The 20674-nt window shown below is 70.5% G+C and carries 19 protein-coding genes; 7 read left to right on the top strand and 12 right to left on the bottom strand.

Features of this window, described 5'->3' with window-relative positions:
• Nucleotides 1–29: 29 nt before the first annotated feature.
• The 8 genes from WME79_RS50075 to WME79_RS50040 form a co-directional block, all read right to left on the bottom strand.
• Nucleotides 30–407: a DUF1304 domain-containing protein gene (locus tag WME79_RS50075; protein ID WP_437530495.1), complete on the bottom strand. Its 378-nt coding sequence runs from the start codon at nt 405–407 to the stop codon at nt 30–32.
• Nucleotides 408–487: 80 nt separating this feature from the next.
• Nucleotides 488–1732: a molybdopterin molybdotransferase MoeA gene (locus WME79_RS50070; RefSeq protein ID WP_437530492.1), complete on the bottom strand. Its 1245-nt coding sequence runs from the start codon at nt 1730–1732 to the stop codon at nt 488–490.
• A gap of 25 nt (nt 1733–1757) precedes the next feature.
• Nucleotides 1758–2342 carry a Uma2 family endonuclease gene (locus tag WME79_RS50065; RefSeq protein WP_437530490.1) on the bottom strand — a complete coding sequence of 195 codons (585 nt, stop codon included), beginning with the start codon at nt 2340–2342 and terminating at the stop codon, nt 1758–1760.
• A gap of 77 nt (nt 2343–2419) precedes the next feature.
• Nucleotides 2420–4285 (bottom strand): DUF2330 domain-containing protein, encoded by a 1866-nt coding sequence (locus WME79_RS50060; RefSeq protein ID WP_437530487.1) that lies wholly within the window; start codon nt 4283–4285, stop codon nt 2420–2422.
• Nucleotides 4286–4422: 137 nt separating this feature from the next.
• On the bottom strand, nt 4423–5508 hold the full coding sequence (locus tag WME79_RS50055) for an ABC transporter ATP-binding protein (protein WP_437530485.1): 1086 nt from the start codon (nt 5506–5508) through the stop codon (nt 4423–4425).
• Nucleotides 5509–5608: 100 nt separating this feature from the next.
• Nucleotides 5609–6487 carry an ABC transporter permease gene (locus tag WME79_RS50050; RefSeq protein WP_437530483.1) on the bottom strand — a complete coding sequence of 293 codons (879 nt, stop codon included), beginning with the start codon at nt 6485–6487 and terminating at the stop codon, nt 5609–5611.
• 13 nt (nt 6488–6500) lie between these two features.
• On the bottom strand, nt 6501–7595 hold the full coding sequence (locus WME79_RS50045) for a polyamine ABC transporter substrate-binding protein (protein WP_437530480.1): 1095 nt from the start codon (nt 7593–7595) through the stop codon (nt 6501–6503).
• Between the two features lie 66 nt (nt 7596–7661).
• The gene (locus WME79_RS50040) at nt 7662–8507 is read right to left on the bottom strand and encodes an ABC transporter permease (RefSeq protein WP_437530477.1); all 846 of its coding nucleotides are present in this window, start codon (nt 8505–8507) and stop codon (nt 7662–7664) included.
• 335 nt (nt 8508–8842) lie between these two features.
• On the opposite strand from WME79_RS50040, the gene WME79_RS50035 reads away from it, so the two are divergent.
• The 7 genes from WME79_RS50035 to xylB all read left to right on the top strand — a co-directional run bounded on the left by WME79_RS50035 (nt 8843) and on the right by xylB (nt 15275).
• Nucleotides 8843–9292 carry a DUF2203 domain-containing protein gene (locus tag WME79_RS50035; RefSeq protein WP_437530474.1) on the top strand — a complete coding sequence of 150 codons (450 nt, stop codon included), beginning with the start codon at nt 8843–8845 and terminating at the stop codon, nt 9290–9292.
• 10 nt (nt 9293–9302) lie between these two features.
• Nucleotides 9303–9878, top strand: coding sequence for a GTP cyclohydrolase I (gene folE / locus WME79_RS50030; RefSeq protein ID WP_437530471.1), 576 nt, complete (start codon nt 9303–9305; stop codon nt 9876–9878).
• Nucleotides 9875–10561, top strand: coding sequence for an SDR family NAD(P)-dependent oxidoreductase (locus WME79_RS50025; RefSeq protein WP_437530468.1), 687 nt, complete (start codon nt 9875–9877; stop codon nt 10559–10561). The genes folE and WME79_RS50025 overlap by 4 nt, the downstream gene beginning before the upstream one ends.
• 115 nt (nt 10562–10676) lie before the next feature.
• Nucleotides 10677–11342: an LON peptidase substrate-binding domain-containing protein gene (locus tag WME79_RS50020; RefSeq protein ID WP_437530465.1), complete on the top strand. Its 666-nt coding sequence runs from the start codon at nt 10677–10679 to the stop codon at nt 11340–11342.
• A 113-nt stretch (nt 11343–11455) separates the two neighbouring features.
• The gene (locus WME79_RS50015) at nt 11456–12454 is read left to right on the top strand and encodes a hypothetical protein (RefSeq protein ID WP_437530462.1); all 999 of its coding nucleotides are present in this window, start codon (nt 11456–11458) and stop codon (nt 12452–12454) included.
• Nucleotides 12455–12605: 151 nt separating this feature from the next.
• Complete coding sequence (locus WME79_RS50010) at nt 12606–13616, top strand: zinc-dependent alcohol dehydrogenase family protein (protein WP_437530460.1); 1011 nt, start codon at nt 12606–12608, stop codon at nt 13614–13616.
• A 102-nt stretch (nt 13617–13718) separates the two neighbouring features.
• A complete protein-coding gene (xylB, locus tag WME79_RS50005; protein ID WP_437530457.1) occupies nt 13719–15275 on the top strand; it encodes a xylulokinase in 1557 nt (518 codons plus the stop codon).
• A gap of 352 nt (nt 15276–15627) precedes the next feature.
• Here the strand turns inward: xylB and WME79_RS50000 are convergent, their stop codons facing one another.
• The 4 genes from WME79_RS50000 to WME79_RS49985 form a co-directional block, all read right to left on the bottom strand.
• Nucleotides 15628–16977 carry a DNRLRE domain-containing protein gene (locus WME79_RS50000; protein WP_437530454.1) on the bottom strand — a complete coding sequence of 450 codons (1350 nt, stop codon included), beginning with the start codon at nt 16975–16977 and terminating at the stop codon, nt 15628–15630.
• Between the two features lie 81 nt (nt 16978–17058).
• On the bottom strand, nt 17059–18408 hold the full coding sequence (locus WME79_RS49995) for a DNRLRE domain-containing protein (RefSeq protein ID WP_437530451.1): 1350 nt from the start codon (nt 18406–18408) through the stop codon (nt 17059–17061).
• A 315-nt stretch (nt 18409–18723) separates the two neighbouring features.
• Nucleotides 18724–19533, bottom strand: coding sequence for a metallophosphoesterase family protein (locus WME79_RS49990; protein ID WP_437530448.1), 810 nt, complete (start codon nt 19531–19533; stop codon nt 18724–18726).
• Nucleotides 19534–19539: 6 nt separating this feature from the next.
• Entirely contained in the window at nt 19540–20490 is a 951-nt protein-coding gene (locus tag WME79_RS49985; RefSeq protein ID WP_437530446.1) for a diacylglycerol/lipid kinase family protein, read from the bottom strand.
• Nucleotides 20491–20674: the final 184 nt, after the last annotated feature.

Genomic DNA, 20674 nt, shown 5'->3' with positions numbered 1-20674 from the left:
GCGGACGCCGTCGGCCGAGCCGCTTCGCTTCAGCCCCCCGCCTGATTTGCGAGCAGGACCAAGGCGAGGCCGATGGCCGACGGGACGGTCTGCACGAACAGGATGGATCGCTTTGCCGTCGCGGCGCCGTAGACACCGGCGACGGCCACGCAGAGGAGGAAGAAGGCCTGGATTTGCCATGCAAAGGCCCTGTTCGGATGGATGACGCCCCAGAGCAGGCCCGCGGCGAGGAATCCGTTGTAGAGCCCCTGGTTGGCCGCCAGCGGCGCGGTGATCGCGGCGACCTCGGGGGTTGTACCGAACGCTTTGTACGCTCGTTCCGAGCGCCACAAGAACATCTCCAGGACGAGGATGTAGATGTGAAGGACTCCGATCAACGCGACCACAACCTGAGAAGCGATCAGCATGTGGCGCACCTTAACACGCGTGCCGTGGTGCCACCGGATGTGCACGAAACGTGCTCCGAACGCGGCGTCCCTCCCCCGCCTCACGCGTCGTAGAGCAGCACGTCGACCTCGGCGCCCTCGCCGATCACCGCATCCTCGGCCTGCACGATGACCACGCCGTCCGCGCGCGTCGTCGACGATAGGATGGACGCGCCGCTCGTCGCGATCGGAAACACCCGATCTCCCTCGACACGCACCCTCACGTAATCGACGCGCCCGGGCTGGGAGACGATCTCGCTCGCCACCACGCACCGCCGTCGCCGGTGCGGCCACGCGCGCGGCAGGCCGCCGAGGGCGCGGATCGACGGGCCGGCGAAGAACTCGTAGGCGCAGAGGCACGACACCGGGTTGCCCGGCAGCAGGAACACCGCCCGCCCCCCGGGCAAGAAGCCGAACCCGGCCGGCTTCGCAGGGCGCATCGCGACGCCGTGGACCACCACCTCACCCAGCTCCGCGAGCACGAGCGGCGCATGGTCCTCGGAGCCGACCGACGACCCGCCGGAGACCAGCACCACGTCCCCGCCTGCTGCCTCGAGGGCAGCCCGCACCGCCTCGCGCCGGTCGGGGACGTACGCGACGGCGATGTCCTCCGCGCCGTCACGGCGCGCGAGCGCCGAGAGCACCAGGCTGTTCGTGTCGACGATGCACGCCCCGCTCGGCGCGCTCCCCGGCGGCAGGAGCTCGTCGCCCGTGATCAGGATCCGCACCGACGGCCTGCGCACCACGCGCACCTCGGCGACCCCGGTCGAGGCGAGCACGCCGACGTCCTGCGGGCGCAACCGGCGCCCCGCCGGCACGACCTCCACGCCCTCCAGCACGTCCTCGCCGATCGCCGCGACGTGCTTGCCGGACCGCACCGGCTCGCGCGCCCGCACGACCGCCGCCCCGTCGCGGCCCGCGCCCTCTTCCGCGCGCTCCGCCACCAGCACCGCGTCCGCCCCCTCCGGCACCGGCGCGCCGGTCGTGATCCGCACGGCCTCGCCCCGGCGGATCGCGCCCGCGTGCGGGCGCCCGGGGAACGACGCGCCCACGAGCGCGAGCTCCACCGGCGCGAGCGCAGCCGCGCCCGCGGTCGCCTCGCCGAGCAGCGCATAGCCGTCCATCGCCGCACGGACGAAGTGCGGCACGCTGACCCGCGCGCGCACGGGCTCCGCCGCCACCCGCCCGGCCGCCTCGCCGATCGGGACCAGCTCGTCACCGAGCCGCTGGATCCGCCGCTCCAGGACCTCGAGCGCGCGCTCGACCGCCGTGTGCTCGCGAAAACCCCGCATCCGGACGTCGCGCATCAGCTCTCCGTGGAACGACGGCCGCTCAGACCGCCGCGGAGGCCTCGAGCGCGCCCCGGTACACCTCGTCCACATCGAGCAGGGCGTCGATCGACGCGAGCCGCGCGCGCTCGCCGGGCCCGGCCTCGTAGAGCGTCCACGTGCCGTCCTCGTTGCGCCGGAAGACCTCGATCCTCCGGTGCGCCTGCGAGACCAGGACGTACTCCCGCAGCGAGGGGATCCGACGGTAATGCGCGAACTTCTCTCCCCGATCGTACGCCTCCGAGGAGTCCGACAGCACCTCGACCAGCACCAGCGGGTTGACCACCGCGTCCTTGTCCTCGGGATCACGCGCGATCTGGCCGCAGACGACGCTCACGTTGGGGTAGGTGGCGAGGCCCGTCGCGCGCACGCGCACGCGGAGGTCGGACGAGAACACCTCGCAGGGGCGCCGGCCGAGCTGCGCGCCGAGCGCCACGGTCACCCGCGCCGCGAGCCGCGCGTGCTCCGGCGTGCCGCCGGCCATGTCGAAGATCTCGCCGCCGAGGAACTCGTGCTTGGTCGGGCTCGCCCGCTCCTGCTCGAGGTACTCGGCGTAGGTGAAGGAGAGCCGGCGGGCGGGCGCGTTCACGTCATGACCTCGTCCGGGAGTATGCCACGGGAACCGCCCCTCCGGTGTGCCCCCCTCCCGGAGCGCCGCTGCGCAGCCTACCGCCCGCCGCTCTTCCGGGGCCGGCTCGCGCGCCGGATGGGCGCGATCAGCGCAAACATCCCGAGCGCCATCACCGACAGCTTCGGCCCCCGCTTCTTCCGGGCGCTCGACTGCCGCTCGGCCGCGATCGAGCAGTCCTCCGACTCGGCGTCCTCGGACTCGCTCGTGTCCCCGCTGCAGCCGTCGTCCTCCGCGTAGTACTCGTCCTCGGACTCGCTCGTGTCCCCGCTGCAGCCGTCGTCCTCCGCGTAGTACTCGTCCTCGGACTCGCTCGTGTCTCCGCTGCAGCCGTCGTCCTCCGCATAGTACTCGTCCTCGGGCGCCGGCTCGCTCGTGTCCCCGCTGCAGCCGTCGTCCTCCGCGTAGTACTCGTCGTCGTCGACGTCCTGCGTGTCGACGTCATCCACGACCACCGTATCGGCGGTCCCGGAGCAGCCGCAGCCCACGTCAGCGGCCGGCTCGTCATCGTAGTAGTCGTCCGGCGGCGGGTTCCCGGCGCCCGACGAGCCGCTGGTCGGGCCAGATCCGCCGCTGCCCGGCCCGCCGCCCAGACCGTCGGGCCCGCCCACACCCGACGAGGCGCCCGCGCCGCCACCGCCGGCCTCGCCGGAGCACTCGTCCACACGGACGCTCCCGGCCCTCACGACCGGCGAGATCGCGGAGCCCTCCCCGAAGGTCAGCGGCCAGTCCGCGCCGGGCTGCCCGGCCGCGAGCCGGAGCGAGACGCGGGTCAGCCACACCGACGACGGCGCGATCCCGGAGAGCCCGACCGCGAGATCGTCGGCGGCCGGACCGCAGCGCAGGAGATCGGGATCGGTCTCGTCCCTCCGGGGCGACTCCGCGCAGTCCAGCGCGCCGTCGACCACGCCGTGCGCGGCGCGCGGGCAGCTCGCGGCGACCTTGAGGCTCGACTCCAGCGCGGCCGCGGCGACCGCGGCGCACGTCCCCGGCGCATCGCCGATGTCGCCGTACGCGCTCGCGCGCGCGAAATAGGCCTCGATCACGCTGTCCACGCTGTCGCTGCCGAGGGAGATGCGGCGGCTCAGCGTCTCGTGGCCCGCGCCCTCGACCAGCGCCCCGTGGAGCCCCGCCTGGACGAGGGCCCCTGCGCGGAGCTCCGCATAATCGCTGCGCTGCGCGCTCGCGTCCCAGCTCAGCGAGGCCGGCGGGAGCGTCACCGGCGCCGCGCCCGAGAGCGCACCCCGGCCGTCGCCGAGCAGCCATGCCGTCACCTGCACGTCGCCTGCGCCCGCCGCGGCCAGCGACAGCGGCAAGATCGGCTCACCGCCCCCCATGGCGATGCGCAGCGTCCTCGTGACCGCCGCGCCGCCGGGAGCGTCGAAGCGGGCCGCCGCGAACCGCATTCCTTGCAGACCACCGAGCTGCGCGGCCGTCTCGGAGGACAGCGCGAGCCCGGCCGACGCCGCCCAGCGCGCGACCGCGTCGGCGTCCTCGAGCACCGTCACCTCGACCGGCTCGAGCGTCGCCTCGTGGGCGAGCCGCCCGACCGTCTCGAAGGGGTTCGGCGCGCCTGCCTCCCCGGGGCAGTACGGGCCGACGCCCTGGGGCGGGAGCACCCGGGGCGCCGTCGCCGCCTCGAGCGCCTCGAACCACGCGTCCGAGCTCGTGTCGAGCGCGGCGAGCGGCGGCACCGGAACGACGAGGGCCACGGGCCCGCTCGCGCCCTGGAACCGCAGGCTCGTCCAGAGCGTCGTGCGCTCCGGGCCGGCCGCGACGGCGACGCGCTGCTCGACCGACGCCTGTCCGGCGCCGGGCAGCCACGCCCCCGTGGCGAGGGCGTCGCCGGAGAGCGAGAGAAGGACCGAGGAAGAAAGAGCGACCGCAAGCGACCGTCGGGGCATGCGAGGCCGAATGGCAAGCAGCATGCCCTTCAGCGTACGCCTTGTTCGAGGCCAACTTCCACGCGGCCGCGTCCGGCTGAGAACGGCGGTTCACGACGCCCCGGCGCCACACCGGCGCGACGGCCGATCCGCGAGGATCACCCCTCGTGGACGATCACGATGTCGTCGGGGTGGAGGTGGCAGAACACCCGGTCTCCGACGTGCAGCGCCGCCTGGCCAGAGCTCTCGTTGGCGACCACCGCCGTGAGCACGAGGCCGGCGTCGGTCCGGAGGCGCAGCTGATCGGTGGCGCCCTTGAACAGCTCGTCCTCGACGCGCGCCTCGAAGCGGTTCTCCGGCGCGCCCTGCGGCTCCTTGCGGAGCGCGATCTTCTCCGGCCGGATGGAGACAAGGGTGCTCCCGGCGCTGCCGGCCAGGTGCTCGGCGTTGACGAGGAGCTCGAGCCCCCCGTCGAGCTGGACCCGCGCCCGCTCGCCGCTCCGCGAGAGGACGCTCGCGCGGAGGATGTTGGCCTGGCCGATGAAGTTCGCGACGAACGTCGTCTTGGGGCGGTGGTAGATCTGCGATGCGTCGCCGAGCTGCTCGATCCGGCCCTTGTTGATCACGGCGATGCGGTCGCTCATGGTGAGCGCCTCTTCCTGGTCGTGGGTCACGAACACGAAGGTGATCCCGAGCTGCTTTTGCAGCTCCTTGAGCTCCACCTGCATGGCGTGCCGGAGCTTCGCGTCCAGCGCCGAGAGGGGCTCGTCGAGCAGCAGGACCTTCGGGCGGCACACGATGGCCCGCGCGAGCGCGACCCGCTGCCGCTGCCCGCCGGACAGCTGCGACGGCTTGCGCTGCTCCATGCCCCCGAGCGACACCATCGCGACAGCGGCCCGGACCCGCTCGGCGATCTCCGTCCGGGGAACCTTCTTCATCCGCAGCCCGAAGCCGATGTTCTCCTGCACGGTCATGTGAGGGAACAGCGCGTAGCTCTGGAACACCTGGTTCACGTCCCGGCGGTAGGGCGGCTCGTGCGTGACGTCCTTCCCCTCCAACAAGACGGCGCCGGTCGACGGCGTCTCGAAGCCCGAGATCATCCGGAGCAGCGTCGTCTTGCCGCACCCCGAGGGGCCGAGGAGGGTGATGAACTCGCCCGCCCTGATCTGGAGATCGACCTCGCTCACGGCGTGGAAGGCGCCGAATCGCTTGGTGACCGCGCGGAGCTCGACCATCACATCCATCGATTCACCTCGGAGGGCCGGCAAAGCGCGGGAGAAGGCCGGCAAAGCGCGCGGGAGAGGCGGAGAGGAGCGGCGCTGCGCCCCGCAGGACGGCGCCGCATCAGGCCTCCGGCTCCTTGCGCAGGCCGAGCAGGAAGAAGAGCGAGAACAGGAGCAGGAGCGCCATGCCGAGCGCAGAGCCGAAGGGCCAGTCGCGCGCCTGGCCGAACTGGTTCTGGATGACGTTGCCGATCATCGGCACGCGCGCTCCCCCCATGAGATCCGTGATCGCGAACATCCCGAGCGCCGGGATGAACACGAGCAGGACGCCCGCGAGGATGCCCGGGCGCGTGAGCGGGACGATGACGTGCGAGAACGCCGACACGGGCCCCGCGCCGAGATCGAACGCCGCCTCGATCAGGGCGTTGTCGAGCTTCTCCACGCTCCCGTAGATAGGCAGGATCATGAACGGCAAATACGAGTAGACGAGGCCGATGACCACCGCCGTCGGCGTGTACATGATGTCGAGGGGGGTCGAGATGATCCGCAGGTAGAGGAGCAACCCGTTGAGGAGCCCCTCCGACTTGAGGATCGACATCCACGCATACGTCCGGATGAGGAAGCTCGTCCAGAACGGCACCATCACCAGCATGAGCAGCCGGTTCCGGACGCCCTCCCTGGCCCGCCCGATGAAGTACGCCACCGGATAGCCCGCGACGAGGCAGATCGCCGTGGTGATGGCGGCGTACTTGATCGAGCTCAGCAGGATCTTGAGGTAGGTCGGGTCGAAGACCCGGGCGTAGCTCGACAGCGAGAGCTCGAAGACCACCTGCCCGAGCTCGTCCCGCTCGCAGAAGCTGTAGACGAGCATGATCGCGGTGGGCGCCACGACGAAGGCGACGAGCCAGAGCAGGAGCGGGGCGAGCAGCAGCCACCCGCGGACGCCCGGCCTCCGCCGGGCGCCCTGAAACTCGACGACCTGCCCGGTGGCCGTGTTCATGACGCCCCGCCGCTCACTCCGACGCCTTGAGGTCGGTCACCAGCTTGTCCACGTCCGCGGCCGCCTTGCCGATGTCGTGGAAGGTCTCCATCCCCGCGATCGGCGGGTAGCTCGCCGGGTTCGCGAGCTGCTCCGGCGTGAGCAGCTTGCGCGCCTCCGCGTTCGGGTTCGTGTAAGGGAACTTGTCCGAGATGATCTTGCTGACCTCCGGACGGAGGATGTAGTTGATGAACATCTCCGCGCCGATCTTGTTCTGGGCGCTGTCGGGGATCACCAGGCTGTCGATCGCCTTGTGCGTCCCCTCCTGCGGCAGGACGAACTGGAACTTGTCCTTGTCCTCCTGGTAGAGCAGGGCCGCCTCCCCGCTCCACACGACGCCGATGTCGACGTCGCCGTTGAGCAGCGCCGTCTTCGGGCTGTCGGAGTCGAACACCTTCACGAGCTTGATCCACTCCGCCAGGGTCGGCTTGACCTTCGCGAGGCTCTCGGGCGTGACGTCGTTGGGGTTCAGCCCCATCGTCACCATGACCCAGGAGACCATCTCGCGGTTGTCGTTCAGGGCCACGATGCGCCCCTTGTACTTCGGCTGGAACACGTCCTTGAAGCCCTTCACGGGCTCCTTCACCTTCTGGGTGTTGACGACGATGCCCACGACCGTGCCCATCCACGGGACCGAGTACTTGAGCTCCGGGTCGTGCGGCTGGTTCCTGAACGCGGGCGCGATGTTCTTCAGGTTCGGGATGCGCGATTGTTCAAGCAGCTGCAGCTTCTTCTGCTTGATGAGCGCCTCGACCGCGTACTCCGAGGGCTGGATGAGGTCGTACCGGGTGCTGCCCGCGAGGAGCTTCGACAGCATCTCCTCGTTCGAGGCGAAGGTCTCGTAGTTGACCTTGATCCCCGTCTCCTTCGTGAAGCCGTCCAGGACCTCCTGCGGGACGTACTCGGACCACCCGAAGAGGTTGAGCTCGTTGCCGGGCTTCGGCTCGGGCGCCGGGGCGCTCCCCGAGGCGGCCGCCTGCTGCGGCGCCGGGCTCTCCTTCTTCCCGCAGCCGAGCAGGCAGAGGAGCGGGACGAACATCAGTATCAAGAGCGCTGAGATGCGTTTCATTGGCCTTTTCCTTGTCTCGCCTGCGCCGGCGCAGGCCCCCGGGTTCGCGCCGCGCGCCGCTCCCCTTCAGCTCTCGTCGGGGGGCCGCCTCGCGGTGCTCTTCAGCGACTCGGCGACCACGACGAGCATCGCAGTCGCTACGATGAACACCGTCGAGATCGTGTTCAGCATCGGGTTCAGACCGACCTTCGCCATGCCGAACACCTTGATCGGCAAGGTCTCGGACTTGGGCCCGCGGGTGAAGTAGGTGACGATGAGCTCGTCCATCGACAGCGTGAACGACATCAGCGCACCGGAGATGATCGCGGGCAGAAGGTAAGGCACCATGATCAGGAAGAACGCCTTGAGCGGCGTCGCCCCGAGGTCCAGGGCGGCCTCCTCGAGCGACGGATCGAGCCCCGCGAGCCGCGCCTGGACGGCGATCAGCACGAACGGGAAACAGAAGGTGACGTGCGAGATGATGACCGTCGTGAAGCCGAGATCGAGCGCCACCGTCTTGAAGAAGATGAGGAGGCTGATCCCCATGATGATCTCCGGGATGATCATGGGAATGAAGATCAGCGTCGTGATCGACCGGAGCGCGGGGAACCGGTACCGGTAGAGCAGGAAGGCGCCCGCCGTGCCGAGGGCGACCGAGAACGCCGTCGTGATCGCGGCGATGATCACGCTGTTGCTCAGCGACTCGATGAGCGGCGACCGCCGCTCGTCGCCCAGGTGGGCGACGAGCTCATCGAAGAGCTGCCGATACCATTTGAAGGTGAACCCCTCCCACACCACGCTCATCCGCGAGTCGTTGAACGAGTAAGCGACGAGGAGCAGGATCGGCAGATACAGGTAGAGGAGGACGAGCCCGCTCCAGCCGCCAAGGAGCAAATTCGACAGCTTGATGCCCGACATCGTCCGGAGTCGCATGCGGCGGCCTAGCAATCCGACAGGATCGCCGCGCGAGCTTATCGCTTGCAGAACGCCGCTTGCAACACATTGCCGAGTGGAGAGGAGGGGCACGACGCAGGTGATCGCGGCCACGCTCGCTGTCGTTCGCGAGGACGCGCCTGCACCGACCGCACGCCCGCACGCCCGACCGAGCCCGCCCTCGCCGTGCGCGCTGTTCGCGCCCGCCGCGCCTGCCGCGCCCGCCGCATGCAGCGCGCGGCGGCTCCTTCCGTAGAAGCCCTTGACACCGCACTCTCCTCCGCTTACCGGCCCTGCATGACCGGGTCGTCGCGCCGCCCTTCAGGTGAGGTCCCGTGAGCACTTCCCGCATCTGGACGATCGAAGAAGCGAACGCGCTCGTCCCGCGGCTCTCGTCGATGATCGGCCGGCAGCTCGCCCTGGCGAGCGATATCGAGCGCTGCTGGCAGGAGCTCGTGCAGGCCGTGCAGAGCCCGGCGGCGACGCCCGATCAGCTCATCGAGATGGCGCGCAGCGGCAGCGAGCAGGCGCGGGCCCGCGAGCGCGAGCTCTCGGAGAAGATCGCCGCGTACGAGTCCGGGTGGCAGGAGATCGAGGATCTCGGGGTCGTCGTGAAGGACCAGCGGATCGGCCTCTGCGACTTCTACGGGCGCCTCGACGGCGCCCTCGTCTGGCTCTGCTGGCGCTACGGCGAGCCGGCCGTGGAGCACTACCACGGGCTCGAGGCCGGCTACGCCGGGCGCAAGCCGATCACCGCCGAGAGGCGCCGGCAGCTGCTCAACTGACGAGGTCCCGGTGATCGATCGGAAGAGAGCTGCGTGGGCGATCGAGGAGTTCCTCCGCGCCCTCGGGCGCGACGTCGAGGGCGACCTCGAGGGCACGGGCGAGCGGGTCGCCGACGCGTGGGCCGACGACCTGATCGAAGGCGAGGCGATCGACGCGGCCGCGGTGCTCCGCGAGGGCGCCATGGAGACAGGCCCCTTCGAGCGCGGCCTCGTCGTCGCGCGCGACCTCGCCGTGACCACGATGTGCCCGCACCACCTGCTGCCGGGGCACGGCACCGGGATCATCGTCTACCTGCCGGGCGCGCGGGTCGCCGGCATCGGCACGCTCGCGCACGTCCTCGACGCGCTCGCGCGGCGGCTGACCCTGCAAGAGCGCATCGGCGGGCAGCTCGTCGAGCTCCTCGTCCGCGAGCTCGGCGCGCGCGGCGCGCTGTGCAAGCTCACGCTGACCCACACGTGCCTCATCGCCCGCGGTGAGCGCAAGGCGGGCGCCCTCATCGAGACCGTCGCCGTCGCCGGCGTGTTCGCCGAGCCAGGCCCCGAGCGCGATCTCGCCCTGGCCGCGCTCTCCGGGGGGAGGGCGTGACCGACGTCGCCGTCGTCACCGGGCCGAGCCGCGGGATCGGCCGGGCGACGGCGCTCGCGCTCGCGCGCCGCGGCCTCTCCATCGCGCTGCTCGGCCCTCCGAGCCCGCGCCTCGACGACGTCACCGACGAGGTCCGCCGCCTCGACGTCGCCGCGCTTCCGGTCCCCTGCGACGTCGCCTCCGAGGAGCAGGTGGCGCGCGCCTCCGCCGAGGTGGTCGCGTGGCTCGGCGCGCCCCGCGTCGTCGTGAACAACGCCGGCATCGTGCGCCGCGGCGCGAAGGTCCACGAGACCGCGCCCGCCGCCTGGGACGAGGTGATGGCCGTCAATCTCCGTGGCCCCTACCTCATCTCGCGCGCATTCCTCCCGGCCATGCTGAAGCAGGGGCACGGCCGCCTCGTCCACGTCGGCAGCATCTCCTCGACCATCGCTTCCCCCGGCAACGCCTCGTACGCCGCGTCCAAATGGGGCCTCGTCGGCTTCTCGAAGAGCCTGGCCGAGGAGCTGCGCGGGACGGGGCTCCAGTCCATCGCCGTGCTCCCCGGCTCGGTCGACACCGACATGCTCGTCGGGAGCGGGTTCCCCCCGCAGATGAGCGCCGACGAGGTGGCGCGGCTCATCGTGTACGCCGCGCTCGACGCCCCCGACGCCGTCACCGGCTCGGCCATCGAGATGTTCGGCTGACGGCGCGCCGCGCTCACCTCCGCAAAGCGAGAGAAGGTGACGGCGGACTGCCGAGCCCGATGTGTATGTACGTGGCGCCGCCACACCCCACCCCCCGCGTGCTACCCTGCGGCCCGTGGACACGACGCCTCCGCGCCCGGGCAACCTCAGTGCGGCATTGCCCGAGCTGCCGCTGTTCCCGCTGCCGCAGACGGTGCTCTTCCCCGGCGCCCTGCTGCCGCTCCACATCTTCGAGCCGCGCTACCGGGCGCTCGTGCGCGACGCCCTCGAGACGCACCGCATCCTCTCGGTCGTCCTCATCACGGACACCCGCGCGATTGACGCGCACGGCCACCCGGCCATCGCGGGGGTGGCCGGCGCCGGCGAGATCATCGATCACGCCGAGCTGCCCGGGGGCCGCTACAACATCATGCTGCGGGGCCGCGCCCGCGTCCGCCTGGCGGAGCGCCCGTTCGTGCCGCCGTACCGCACGGCCGCGGCGACGGTCCTCGAGGACGAGCCCGGGGAGGTCTCGGCCCAGGATCACGCCGCGCTCATCTCCACCGCGGCCTCGTTCTCGGCGCTCGTCCGGGATCGGGACAGCAATTTCGAGTTCCGGCTGCCGCGCGACGCGGCCACGTCGCTCGTCGCGGATCTCTGCGCCCACCACCTCATCCTCGACGCGCGGGAGCGGCAGACGGTGCTCGAGACCCTCGACATCGTCGCGCGGGTGCGCCGCGTGACCGAGGCGCTCGCGCTCCAGCAGCTCGCGCTCGCCTCGGCGGCGCGCGACGTCAACTGAGACCTCTAGCGCCGGCCTGCCCGCATGGGCCCGCGCGGCGCACCTGAACACGGGTCCAGAATGGGCTCCGGGGCGGATGCGGTCGCCCCAAGATCGAGTAGGCTGCGCCGCCTATGGCGACCTCTCGTTCAACGGAACCCTCGGCCCCGATCATCGTCAAGCACCCGGGGTGTCCCCAGTGGGGACTCGGATACCTCGTCGAGGAGCGCGACGAAAAGCGCTTCTACGATTTCGAGGATGGCCTCAATCACTCCATCGCCAAGGCTTTCTGGTCGAAGCTCGAGCCGGTGCAGCTCGGCGACGACGAGGCGAACGCGCTCGAGGCCAGGATCCGCGGTCTCCGTGACCGGCCGTCGGCCGCCGCCAAGAAGCAGCGCGCCCGCGTCGTCGCGCCGCCGGTCACGAGCTTCGACGAGCAGGTCGCGAGCTTCGAGACGCAGTTCGAGGGTGGGTTCGGGGGTCCGCAGTTCATCGCCGAGGAGCGCGGCGCCGCCGGGGGCGAGGGGGCCGAGGGCCCGGCGAGCGGCGCGAAGAAGAAGAGCAAGGCCTTCAAGCAGGGCGCCATCGAGACCGCGCGCGCGCTCCTCGCCAAGGGCGAGCTCGAGGCGCTGCTCGCGGCGGGCAACCTGAACGATTTCATGGAGCGGATCACCAAGGTCCACAAGGCCGCGACCGGCCTCCTGCACCCTCTCGGCGATCTGATCCCCTTCAACAAGATGCCGGCCGAGCACCACCGCGCCTACGCCGAGGCCGTCGTGGATCTCCTCTATGGCGCGGGCGACTACGCCGCGCGCTTCGACCGGCTGGCCGGCGTGCTCGCCGCGGCCAAGGTCGTCACGTGGCCGCTCGTCACGATCCTCGGCGCGCTCGTCTACCCGGGCGAGCACGTCTTCGTGAAGCCCTCCTTCTTCGAGAAGCAGGCCGCCGTGCTCGGCTTCGATCTCGCCTACGATCGCGCGCCGAGCGCCGAGGGGTATGCCCGGATGCAAGCGCTGGCGCGCGAGCTCGAGCGGCGCCTGCGCGAGCGCGGCCTCGCCCCGCGCGATCTGATGGACGTCTACGCGTTCCTCTGGCGCACGATCTCCCCGTCCAAGCCGGCCACGAAGTCCTGACATCCCGCGTCAGGCCGCCCTGCGCGACGTCGTGCGACGCTGCGCGGGGCGGTCCCCGGCGCTGCGCGGCGGTGCGCGCGCAGCCGGCGGCCCTCGACCCTCGACGCGCGGCCCTGGCCCGCCTATGCGACCTTCCCAAGGAGGGTCTCGCATGAAGGCTGCCGTTCTCGAAGCCGTGAAGAAGATCGCCGTTCGCCATGACGTCGCCCCGCCGCAGATCGGCCCGCGCGACGTCCTCGTCCGCGCGAAGGCGTGCGGCATCTGCGGGACCGACGTGCACATCTGGGAGGGCGACTTCTTCCCGACGTTCCCGCTGATCCCCGGGCATGAGCTCGCCGGCGAGGTGGCGGCGGTGGGCGACGAGGTCGAGGGCCTCCGGCCCGGCGATCGGGTGATGGTCGACCCGACGGTGACCTGCGAAGAGTGCCACTTCTGCATGATCAACCGGCAGAACCACTGCTTGAAGTGGAACGCGGTGGGCGTGACGCGCGACGGCGGCTTCGCCGAGCTCGTCCGGGTCCCCGCGAAGAACTGTTATCGCTTCGAGCGCGTCTCGTTCAGCGAGGCCGCCTTCTGCGAGCCGCTCGCGTGCGTCGTCTTCGGGCAGGATCGCGCGCGCATCGAGATCGGCTCGGAGGTCCTGGTCCTCGGCGCCGGCCCGATCGGCCAGCTCCACCTCCAGGCGAGCCTCGCGAACGGCGCCGCCGCGGTCACCGTGGTCGACGTCGTCGAGTCGAAGCTCGACCTCGCCCGCCAGCACGGCGCGACCGAGGTGGTGCTCGCCGACAACGCGCTCCAGGCGAAGCTCAAGAAGATCGCGCCCTACGGCTTCGACGTCGTGATCGACGCGACGGGCATCGCCCGGGTGCTCGGCGACTCGGTCCAGTACGTCAAGAACGGCGGCCGGTACCTCGTGTTCGGCGTGTGTGGGCCGCACGACAAGGTGGAGGTCTCGCCGTTCGAGATCTACCGGCGCGATCTCGAGATCATCGGCAGCTTCGCGATCAGGCGGACGTACGACCGGGCATTCAAGCTGATGGAGCGCGGCGCGATCGACGTGAGGAAGCTCCTCTCCGAGGCGATGCCGATCGAGGAGCTCCCGCGCGGCCTCGAGATGATGAAGAAGGGCACCGCGCCCATGAAGCTCCAGGTCGTGTTCTAGCCGCGCGGCTTTCGCGCTTACAAAGCTTAAGATTTTCTCGATTAGTTAAGAGTCGTTACGAAGATCACCGAAGTATACGAAACTGCAAAAAGGACGCTTTCCATGGCCATCGTGATCGGAATCGACGTCGGGACCAGCGGCCTCAAGGCCATCGCAGTCGAAACGGAGCGCGGCGCGGCGGTCGCGTCGGCGCACCGTGAATACCCGCTCTCCACGCCGCACGCCGGGTGGGCCGAGCAGGATCCCGAGGACTTCGCCGCGGCGGCGCTGAGCGCCCTCGGTGAGCTCGCCCGCTCCCTCGGCCCGCGCCGCGACGACGTGCGCGCGATCGGGCTGACGGGGCAGATGCACTCGGCGGTCCTGCTGGACGAGGCGCAGGCGGTCATCCGGCCTGCGATCCTGTGGTGCGACACGCGCACCACGGCCGAGTGTGAGGCCATCCGCGCGAACCCGAAGGTCGGCGACGCGGGGCTCGCTCGCCTGGTCGGCAACCGCGCGCTCGAGGGGTTCACGCTGCCGAAGCTGCTGTGGCTGCGGGCGAACGAGCCCGAGGCGTTCGCGCGCGTCCGCGCGGTCCTCATGCCGAAGGATTTCGTGGGCTTGCGGCTGACGGGCGAGCTCGGGACGGACGACAGCGACGCGAGCGGCACGCTGGCGTTCTCGCCCGGGGATCGCTCCTTCAGCGCCGAGCTCCTCTCGGCGGTCGGCGTCCCGCGCGCGGTGTTCCCGCGGTCTGCGCCCTCGAACGCGCCGCTCGGCCAGCTGACGGCCGAGGTCGCGGCCGCGACGGGGCTGCCGGCGGGTATCCCCGTCGTGAGGGGCGCCGCGGACAACGCGGCGGGCGCGGTGGGGCTCGGCATCGTGCGCCCCGGCCGGGCGATGGCCTCGGTCGGCACGAGCGGCGTGATCCTGGCGCACACCGACTCGTGGATCGTGGAGCCCGAGATGCGGCTCCATAGCTTCTGCCACGCGGTCCCGGGCCGCTTCTACCTGATGGGGGTGATGCTCGCCGCCGGCGGCGCGCTCCGCTGGTACCGCGACGTCCTCGGCGACGGGGAGCGCCTGGCGGCCGAGCTCCGCAAGGTCGATCCGTACGAGATCATCTCGGACACGGCGTCGACGGCGCGCCCGGGCGCGGGCGGGGTCGTCTTCCTTCCGTACCTGATGGGCGAGCGCACGCCGCATAACGATGCGGCGGCGCGCGGCGCGTTCGTGGGGCTGAGCGCCCGGACGACGAAGGCCGATCTCTCGCGCGCGGTGCTGGAGGGCATCACGTTCGGGCTCGCGGACTCGCTGGATCTGATGCGCGGCGTGGGCCAGACGAACGGCGCGTCGGCGGTCTCGATCGACGAGATCCGCCTGACGGGCGGCGGGGCGCGGAGCCCGTTCTGGCGCCAGCTGATGGCCGATGTCTTCGAGGCGCCGGTGGCGATCACGACGTCGACCGAGGGCCCGGCCTACGGCGCGGCGCTCCTCGGCGCGGCGGGCGCGGGGCTGTTCTCGTCGGTCGAGGAGGCGGCGGACGCGTTCGTCCATGTCGTGTCGCGGGTCGCGCCGGACGCGGCGCGCTCGGCGCGGTACCGGGAGATCCACGCGGTGTACCGGGGGCTCTACAACGACCTGCGCGGGCGGTTCCGGGAGCTCGGGCGGCTGGCGTGATGGGGTGACAGGAACCGGGCCGCCACGGTGATGCGGTCGTTGTCCCGGTGGGCGTGAGGTCTTGCCGGGTCGCCCGGCGCCCAGAGAGGGTGGTCTCCGCGCGGGGTGGGGGCCCCGCCGAACTCGCCTGACTCATCTCTCCTCCGGCTCCGCCGGAGGAGAGATGAGTCAGGCTCAAACATCGGCCCATCCCCCACCCCGCGCGGAGACCACCCTCTCTGGGCGCCTACCGCTCACTTGACTGTTTCAACAGACAGACCAGACAGACATCGGCCCATCCCCCTCGGCGAACTCCCTCTCTGGGTGCCTGCCGTGGGCGGTGGGGGCCTGGGACGAGCTCGGGGACACGGCGCTAGGGCGGCCCCGGCAGGTAGCAGAGGTGCATCCAGGGCCTATTCGAGGCGGTCACCGGCGCGATCTCGCTGGCGAGGAACTGAGTCTGCGCGCCATCACGCGCGCGGAGCAGCATCCCGTGATCCTCCTTCTTGCCGCTGAGCCAATCCGTCACGAGGGCGGTCACGTCGAACGAGAGGGTACTGAAGGTGCTCACGCTGGCGGTCTGATTGCCGGACGTCGCGACCGGGGTGGCGTCGAACCCGTCCTTTCCAAAGGAGACCCAGGACTCGCGCTCGTCCCATTCCTTCACGACGCGGTGCACGCTGATCGTCCCCGGCTCGCTCGTGCTCCCTATCATGAGCCCGAGGCGGGCCGCGAGGAGCGTGGCCCCGCGGGGGACCGCCGTGAGATCGAAGCGGAGCAGGGCATTGCGGATCGCGTTCGTGTTCGGCGGTGCCCCCACGAGCAGCACGGCGCGCTCGCCAAAGCTCTGATCGGGCTTATCGCTCGCGATGTAGGTATCGAGAACCGGGCCGAGGGAGATGCCAAGGCGCTGGAGGATGATGCCCTTGAGCATGGATTTCTCGCCGGCGAGCACGTTATCGAGAAACTCGTCCCGGATGGCAGGAAAGGCGACACGCCCCAGCGTGCCCGTGATGTCGCAGAGCCCGAGGCCAGCAGCAGACGAGGTGACACCAGCGACGACCTCGACGCCGCCCTGCGGGATCAGCGCGGGTCCGCCGCTGTCGCCGGCGCACACGCCGCCTTGCTCGTTCGTCTGATCGAGGGCGAGGGAGAGCGGAGTGACCTCGCTGACCCGCGCTTTCGCCCTCTGGCGACGAGTGTTTATCGCCGGGGAGGTGCCGTAACCAACGATCGTGACATCGCTGCCGACCGTGAGGCCGTCAGCCGCCGACACGATCGGGATCGGCGTGACCTTGAGCGCGCCCGCGTCTTTGACCGCCACGACGCAGACATCGTAGTCACGGTCGAGCGATCCCTCGCGTTCATCGAAGCACGGGTGATTCTGGAATGAATCGACAGGGAGAACGAGCGACGGATCGGAGAGATCGAAGCCGATCCGGACCTCCTTGGGCGGAGAGGACTCCCGGCAGCAGTGCGCGGCGGTGAGCACGTACACCTTGTTGCGGTCGGCGCTCTGCCGAACGATGGTGCCGCTGCAGCGCGCATGCTCGGAGTGCAGGGAGACGACCGCCCTGTGGGTGCTGTCCGGGCGGGCGCCGGCGCCGACGACCGCTGACCGCTCCTCCCCGCTCTCCTCGAGCGAGCCGTTCTCGGTCGGTTGCGCGCAGGCCGCCGGCAAGAGCGCGGAGATAGCCATCCAGGCCACGACGAGCGTTCTCATGATTCAACCTCCCCCAGAACACCGACGCTCGGGAGCCACGATCTCCCGGGTGGAGAGCTCCGGGCCGCCGCAGCACAGCGCTCAGGGCGGCCCCAGCAGATAGCAGAGGTGCATCCACGGACGGCTCGAGTGATATAAGAGGGCTGCATCGCTGGCGAGGAGCTGGGTTTGCTCACGATCGTCTGCGCGGAGCAGGATCCCGTGATCGTCTGTCTCGCCGCCGAGCCAGCTCGCCACGAGCCCGGTCAGGTCGAGCGAGAGGACCCCCTCCGCCCTCACGCGGGCCGTCTCGTTGCCGTAGGTCGCGACCGGGGTGGGGTCGAATCCGTCCGGTCCGAAGGACGCCCAGGACTCGCTTTCGTCCCAATCCCTCACCACGCGGTGCACGCTGATCGTCCCCGGCCCGCTCGTGCTCGCCACCCGGAGCCCGACGCGGGCCGTGAGCAGCGTGGCCCCTCGGGGGACCGCGGCGAGCTCGAAGCGGAGCAGAGCGCTGCGAATCGCGTCGGTGTTGGGCGGCGCCCCAACGAGCAGGTCAGCGCGATCGCCGAAGCTCTGCTCGGGCTGGTCGCTCGCGATGTACGTATCGCGGACTGGACCAGGGGTGTCGCCCCTGCGTTGGATCCAGAGGCCCTGGAGCCTCGATTTTCTGCCGGCGAGCACCTTGTCCAGGAACTCGTCGCGGATGCCAGGAAAGGTGACGCGCGCGAACCCACCCGCGACGTTGCAGAGCTCGCCACCGGCTGCCAACGTGATGACACCAGCGACGACCTCGACGCCGCCCTGGGGGATCAGCGCGGGACCGCCGCTGTCGCCGTAGCAGAGACCACCTCGTTCGTTCGTCTGATCGGTGAGAAACGTGAACGGCGCGACGTCGCTGACGCTCGCTTCGACCTTCCGGCGGCTCGTGTTCGTCGTCGGGGTGATGCCGTAACCCACGAGCGTGACGGCGCCGCCGACCGTGAGCTCATCCGGCGCTGATGCGAGCTGGATCGGGCTGACATTGAGCGCGCCCGAGCCTCTGGCCGTCACGACACAGACATCATAGCCATAGAGCGTCGAGCTGCGGTCCTCGTAACATGGATGACGCTCGAACGAGTCGACGGGGAGAATGACCGACGGATCGTCGTAATCGAAGCCAACCCGGATTTCCTTGGGAGGAGACGAGTCCTTGCAGCAGTGCGCTGCTGTGAGCACGTGGACCTTGCCACCTTTAGCGCTCCGGTGGACGATGGTGCCGGTGCACTGTTGGCCGCTTTCCCCGCGCACCGCGACGACCGCCATATGCGTGTTGTCTGCACGGGCGCCAGCGCCGATGATCGCAGCTCGCTCCTCCCCGGGCTCCTCGCGAGAGACACTCTCGGTCGGTTGCAGGCACGCCGCCGGCAGGAGCACGAAAATCACCAGTGGGGTCACCGCCAGCTTTCTCATGGTTTGACCTCCCCCAGACCACCTGCGCTCGCGCCGACGCGCGCGCGACGCCACCACGCGCTCTCGACGATTCCCGCTGTTCATCTGTCCGAGAGGAATCTTGCTGGCGACCCGGGCGCTGTCAATCGAGCGTGCAGCGCTGCCGCGCTCGAGCTGCAACCCGCGCCCAGCACAAACGGCGGTCACGATCAGCCAGGAAAGCTCACTTTCACCCATCTCGCGAAGAGCGAGACGGCGTGCATTCTCCAGAGATCGCCCATTTCACGTCGCGAGCGCATACCGCCCGATCCAGCGCAGGAGTCGAGCGCGCCGAGCCTACGCCGCCCGCACCCAGCCCCGCGCCGTCTCCTCGAAATGCTCCGCGCCGGCGATCTCGAAGACGCTGCTCTCCGGCTGCCAGAAGTTTCGCTCGATATCGATCCTCCGCCCGTCGACGCGGATCACGTTGAACGCGTTCCGCTCCCCGCGTCCGCGGGTCGAGGTCGCCGTGCCGGCCTGGATGATGAGCGAGGAGTGGCCGCCGGCGTCGAAGCGCTCCGCGGAGTGCCCCGTGTGGCTGAGGTGCAGGTGGCCGGACAGGATGACGTCGACGCCGCAACCCGCGATCGCCTCCATCGCCTGCCTCGCGCGCCCGACGATCGCGTGGGGCGAGTTCTCGGGCAGGTCGAACGGGTGATGCGTGACCACGATCTTCGTGATCTCGGGCCCTAGATCGCACATCCTCGCCTTGATCCCCCGGACCTGCCGCGCGTTGATGCGCCCCTCCTTGATGGTCAGCGAGCGCGCGGTGTTGATGCCCAGGATGGCGATCTCCGCGTCGAGGTGGAACGGCGAGAGGTCGTCCGTGATGTGGCTCCGGTACCTGTCGAGCGGGCGAAAGAAGCGGTCGAACAGGTTGTAGAGCGGGACATCGTGGTTACCAGGCACCACGATCTGCGGCGAGGGCAGCGCGTCGAGGAAGGCGCGCGCCTCGGCGAACTCGGCGTCGCGCGCCCGCTGGGTCAGATCGCCGGAGATCACGACCACGTGCGGCTCGAGCCCCCCTATCCTGTCGATCAGCGGGCGGAGGATGGCCTTGTTCACGCGGCCGAAGTGCAGATCCGACAGGTGCACGAGCGTGCGCACGGCGCCTCATCCCCCCAGCGCCGCGACCGGGCGAGTGGGGTCCTCCTGCCGCCACGAGCCCGCGCGGATGTCGGACGACAGCGGAACGATGACGCGCAGCGCTGCAGGCCGCACGCGATAGCAGAGCGGCGGCGTCATCCTGAGGACCTCGCCGTCCGCGGCCACGTGGAGGCGGCGGTGGGGCGCCTCCACCCGGAGCTCCGTCGTCCGCAGGATACTGAAATCGTTCGATTGATGAATGCGCCCGACGACCGCGCTGGCGATGAGCCTGAGCGTGGAGAGGCGGCTCTCCGCGTGCGCCACGCACACGCCGAGCTCGCCCGAGCACGGCGGGCGCTGGCGGCCGATGTCCACGTCGCCAAGCTTGAAATCGTTGTTCGCGACGAACACGAACGGCGTCTCCAGCTCGACCTCCTGCCCATCCAGGATGAGCCGGAGACGGACGCGCTCGTGCCGCCGGATCCCGGAGAGGGTCGACAGCGCCAGGGCTATCCACTTGTTGAGCCCACGCCTCTTCCGGAGCGCCTCGCGGCCGCGCACGATGCCCGGGTAGATGCCCAGCGTCGAGTTGTTCACGAAGGCTCGGCCGTTGACCTCGCCGACGTCCACATGGACGCGCCGCCCCTCGGCGAGCGTGCGCACGGCGCCCTCGAGGGCCAGCGGAACGCCGAGGTGCTTGGCAAAATGGTTCACCGTGCCGAGCGGAAGGACGCCCATCGTCTTGTCCGTGCCGGCGATCGCGGCAGCGACGGTGTTCACCGTCCCGTCGCCGCCGCCGGCCACCACGAGGTCGCAAGGCCCCCGCGCCGCGCGGCGGGCGAGCTCTCCGAGCAGCTGCCCCTTCTCGGCGCACAGCACCTCCGCGGCGAGGCCGCTCTCTTTCAGGAGCTCCCCGAGCCGCGCGCGCTGCGCCGCCGCGCGGTTTGACCGGGAGGAGCAGTTCAGGAGGACCACCATGGATCGATGCTTCACCGTCGCGCTCCCGGCATGGGGCAAGGGCCCATGCTCACCCGACAGCGAGAAAGCAGATCGCGCGCCACCGCCCCGCGGCGAGCGGCCGCGACGCTCCGGCTCCGCCAGGGGGCGCGGAGCGTGGCGGATTGCCACGCTCGTCTCGCGCCGCGCGCCACGCCAGAGCCGG

This window comes from Sorangium sp. So ce726, assembly GCF_051521405.1.
GTDB lineage: Bacteria > Myxococcota_A > Polyangia > Polyangiales > Polyangiaceae > Sorangium.
This window is presented reverse-complemented; position numbering and strand designations above follow the sequence as displayed.

What these genes read in the sequence shown, in the direction of transcription:
- WME79_RS50075 (WP_437530495.1), bottom strand. Translation starts at nt 407, where the DNA reads ATGCTGATCGCTTCTCAGGTTGTGGTCGCGTTGATCGGAGTCCTTCAC.
- WME79_RS50070 (WP_437530492.1), bottom strand. Translation starts at nt 1,732, where the DNA reads ATGCGCGACGTCCGGATGCGGGGTTTTCGCGAGCACACGGCGGTCGAG.
- WME79_RS50060 (WP_437530487.1), bottom strand. Translation starts at nt 4,285, where the DNA reads ATGCCCCGACGGTCGCTTGCGGTCGCTCTTTCTTCCTCGGTCCTTCTC.
- WME79_RS50055 (WP_437530485.1), bottom strand. Translation starts at nt 5,508, where the DNA reads ATGGATGTGATGGTCGAGCTCCGCGCGGTCACCAAGCGATTCGGCGCC.
- WME79_RS50050 (WP_437530483.1), bottom strand. Translation starts at nt 6,487, where the DNA reads ATGAACACGGCCACCGGGCAGGTCGTCGAGTTTCAGGGCGCCCGGCGG.
- WME79_RS50045 (WP_437530480.1), bottom strand. Translation starts at nt 7,595, where the DNA reads ATGAAACGCATCTCAGCGCTCTTGATACTGATGTTCGTCCCGCTCCTC.
- WME79_RS50040 (WP_437530477.1), bottom strand. Translation starts at nt 8,507, where the DNA reads ATGCGACTCCGGACGATGTCGGGCATCAAGCTGTCGAATTTGCTCCTT.
- WME79_RS50015 (WP_437530462.1), top strand. Translation starts at nt 11,456, where the DNA reads ATGGCGACCTCTCGTTCAACGGAACCCTCGGCCCCGATCATCGTCAAG.
- WME79_RS50010 (WP_437530460.1), top strand. Translation starts at nt 12,606, where the DNA reads ATGAAGGCTGCCGTTCTCGAAGCCGTGAAGAAGATCGCCGTTCGCCAT.
- xylB (WP_437530457.1), top strand. Translation starts at nt 13,719, where the DNA reads ATGGCCATCGTGATCGGAATCGACGTCGGGACCAGCGGCCTCAAGGCC.
- WME79_RS50000 (WP_437530454.1), bottom strand. Translation starts at nt 16,977, where the DNA reads ATGAGAACGCTCGTCGTGGCCTGGATGGCTATCTCCGCGCTCTTGCCG.
- WME79_RS49995 (WP_437530451.1), bottom strand. Translation starts at nt 18,408, where the DNA reads ATGAGAAAGCTGGCGGTGACCCCACTGGTGATTTTCGTGCTCCTGCCG.
- WME79_RS49985 (WP_437530446.1), bottom strand. Translation starts at nt 20,490, where the DNA reads ATGGTGGTCCTCCTGAACTGCTCCTCCCGGTCAAACCGCGCGGCGGCG.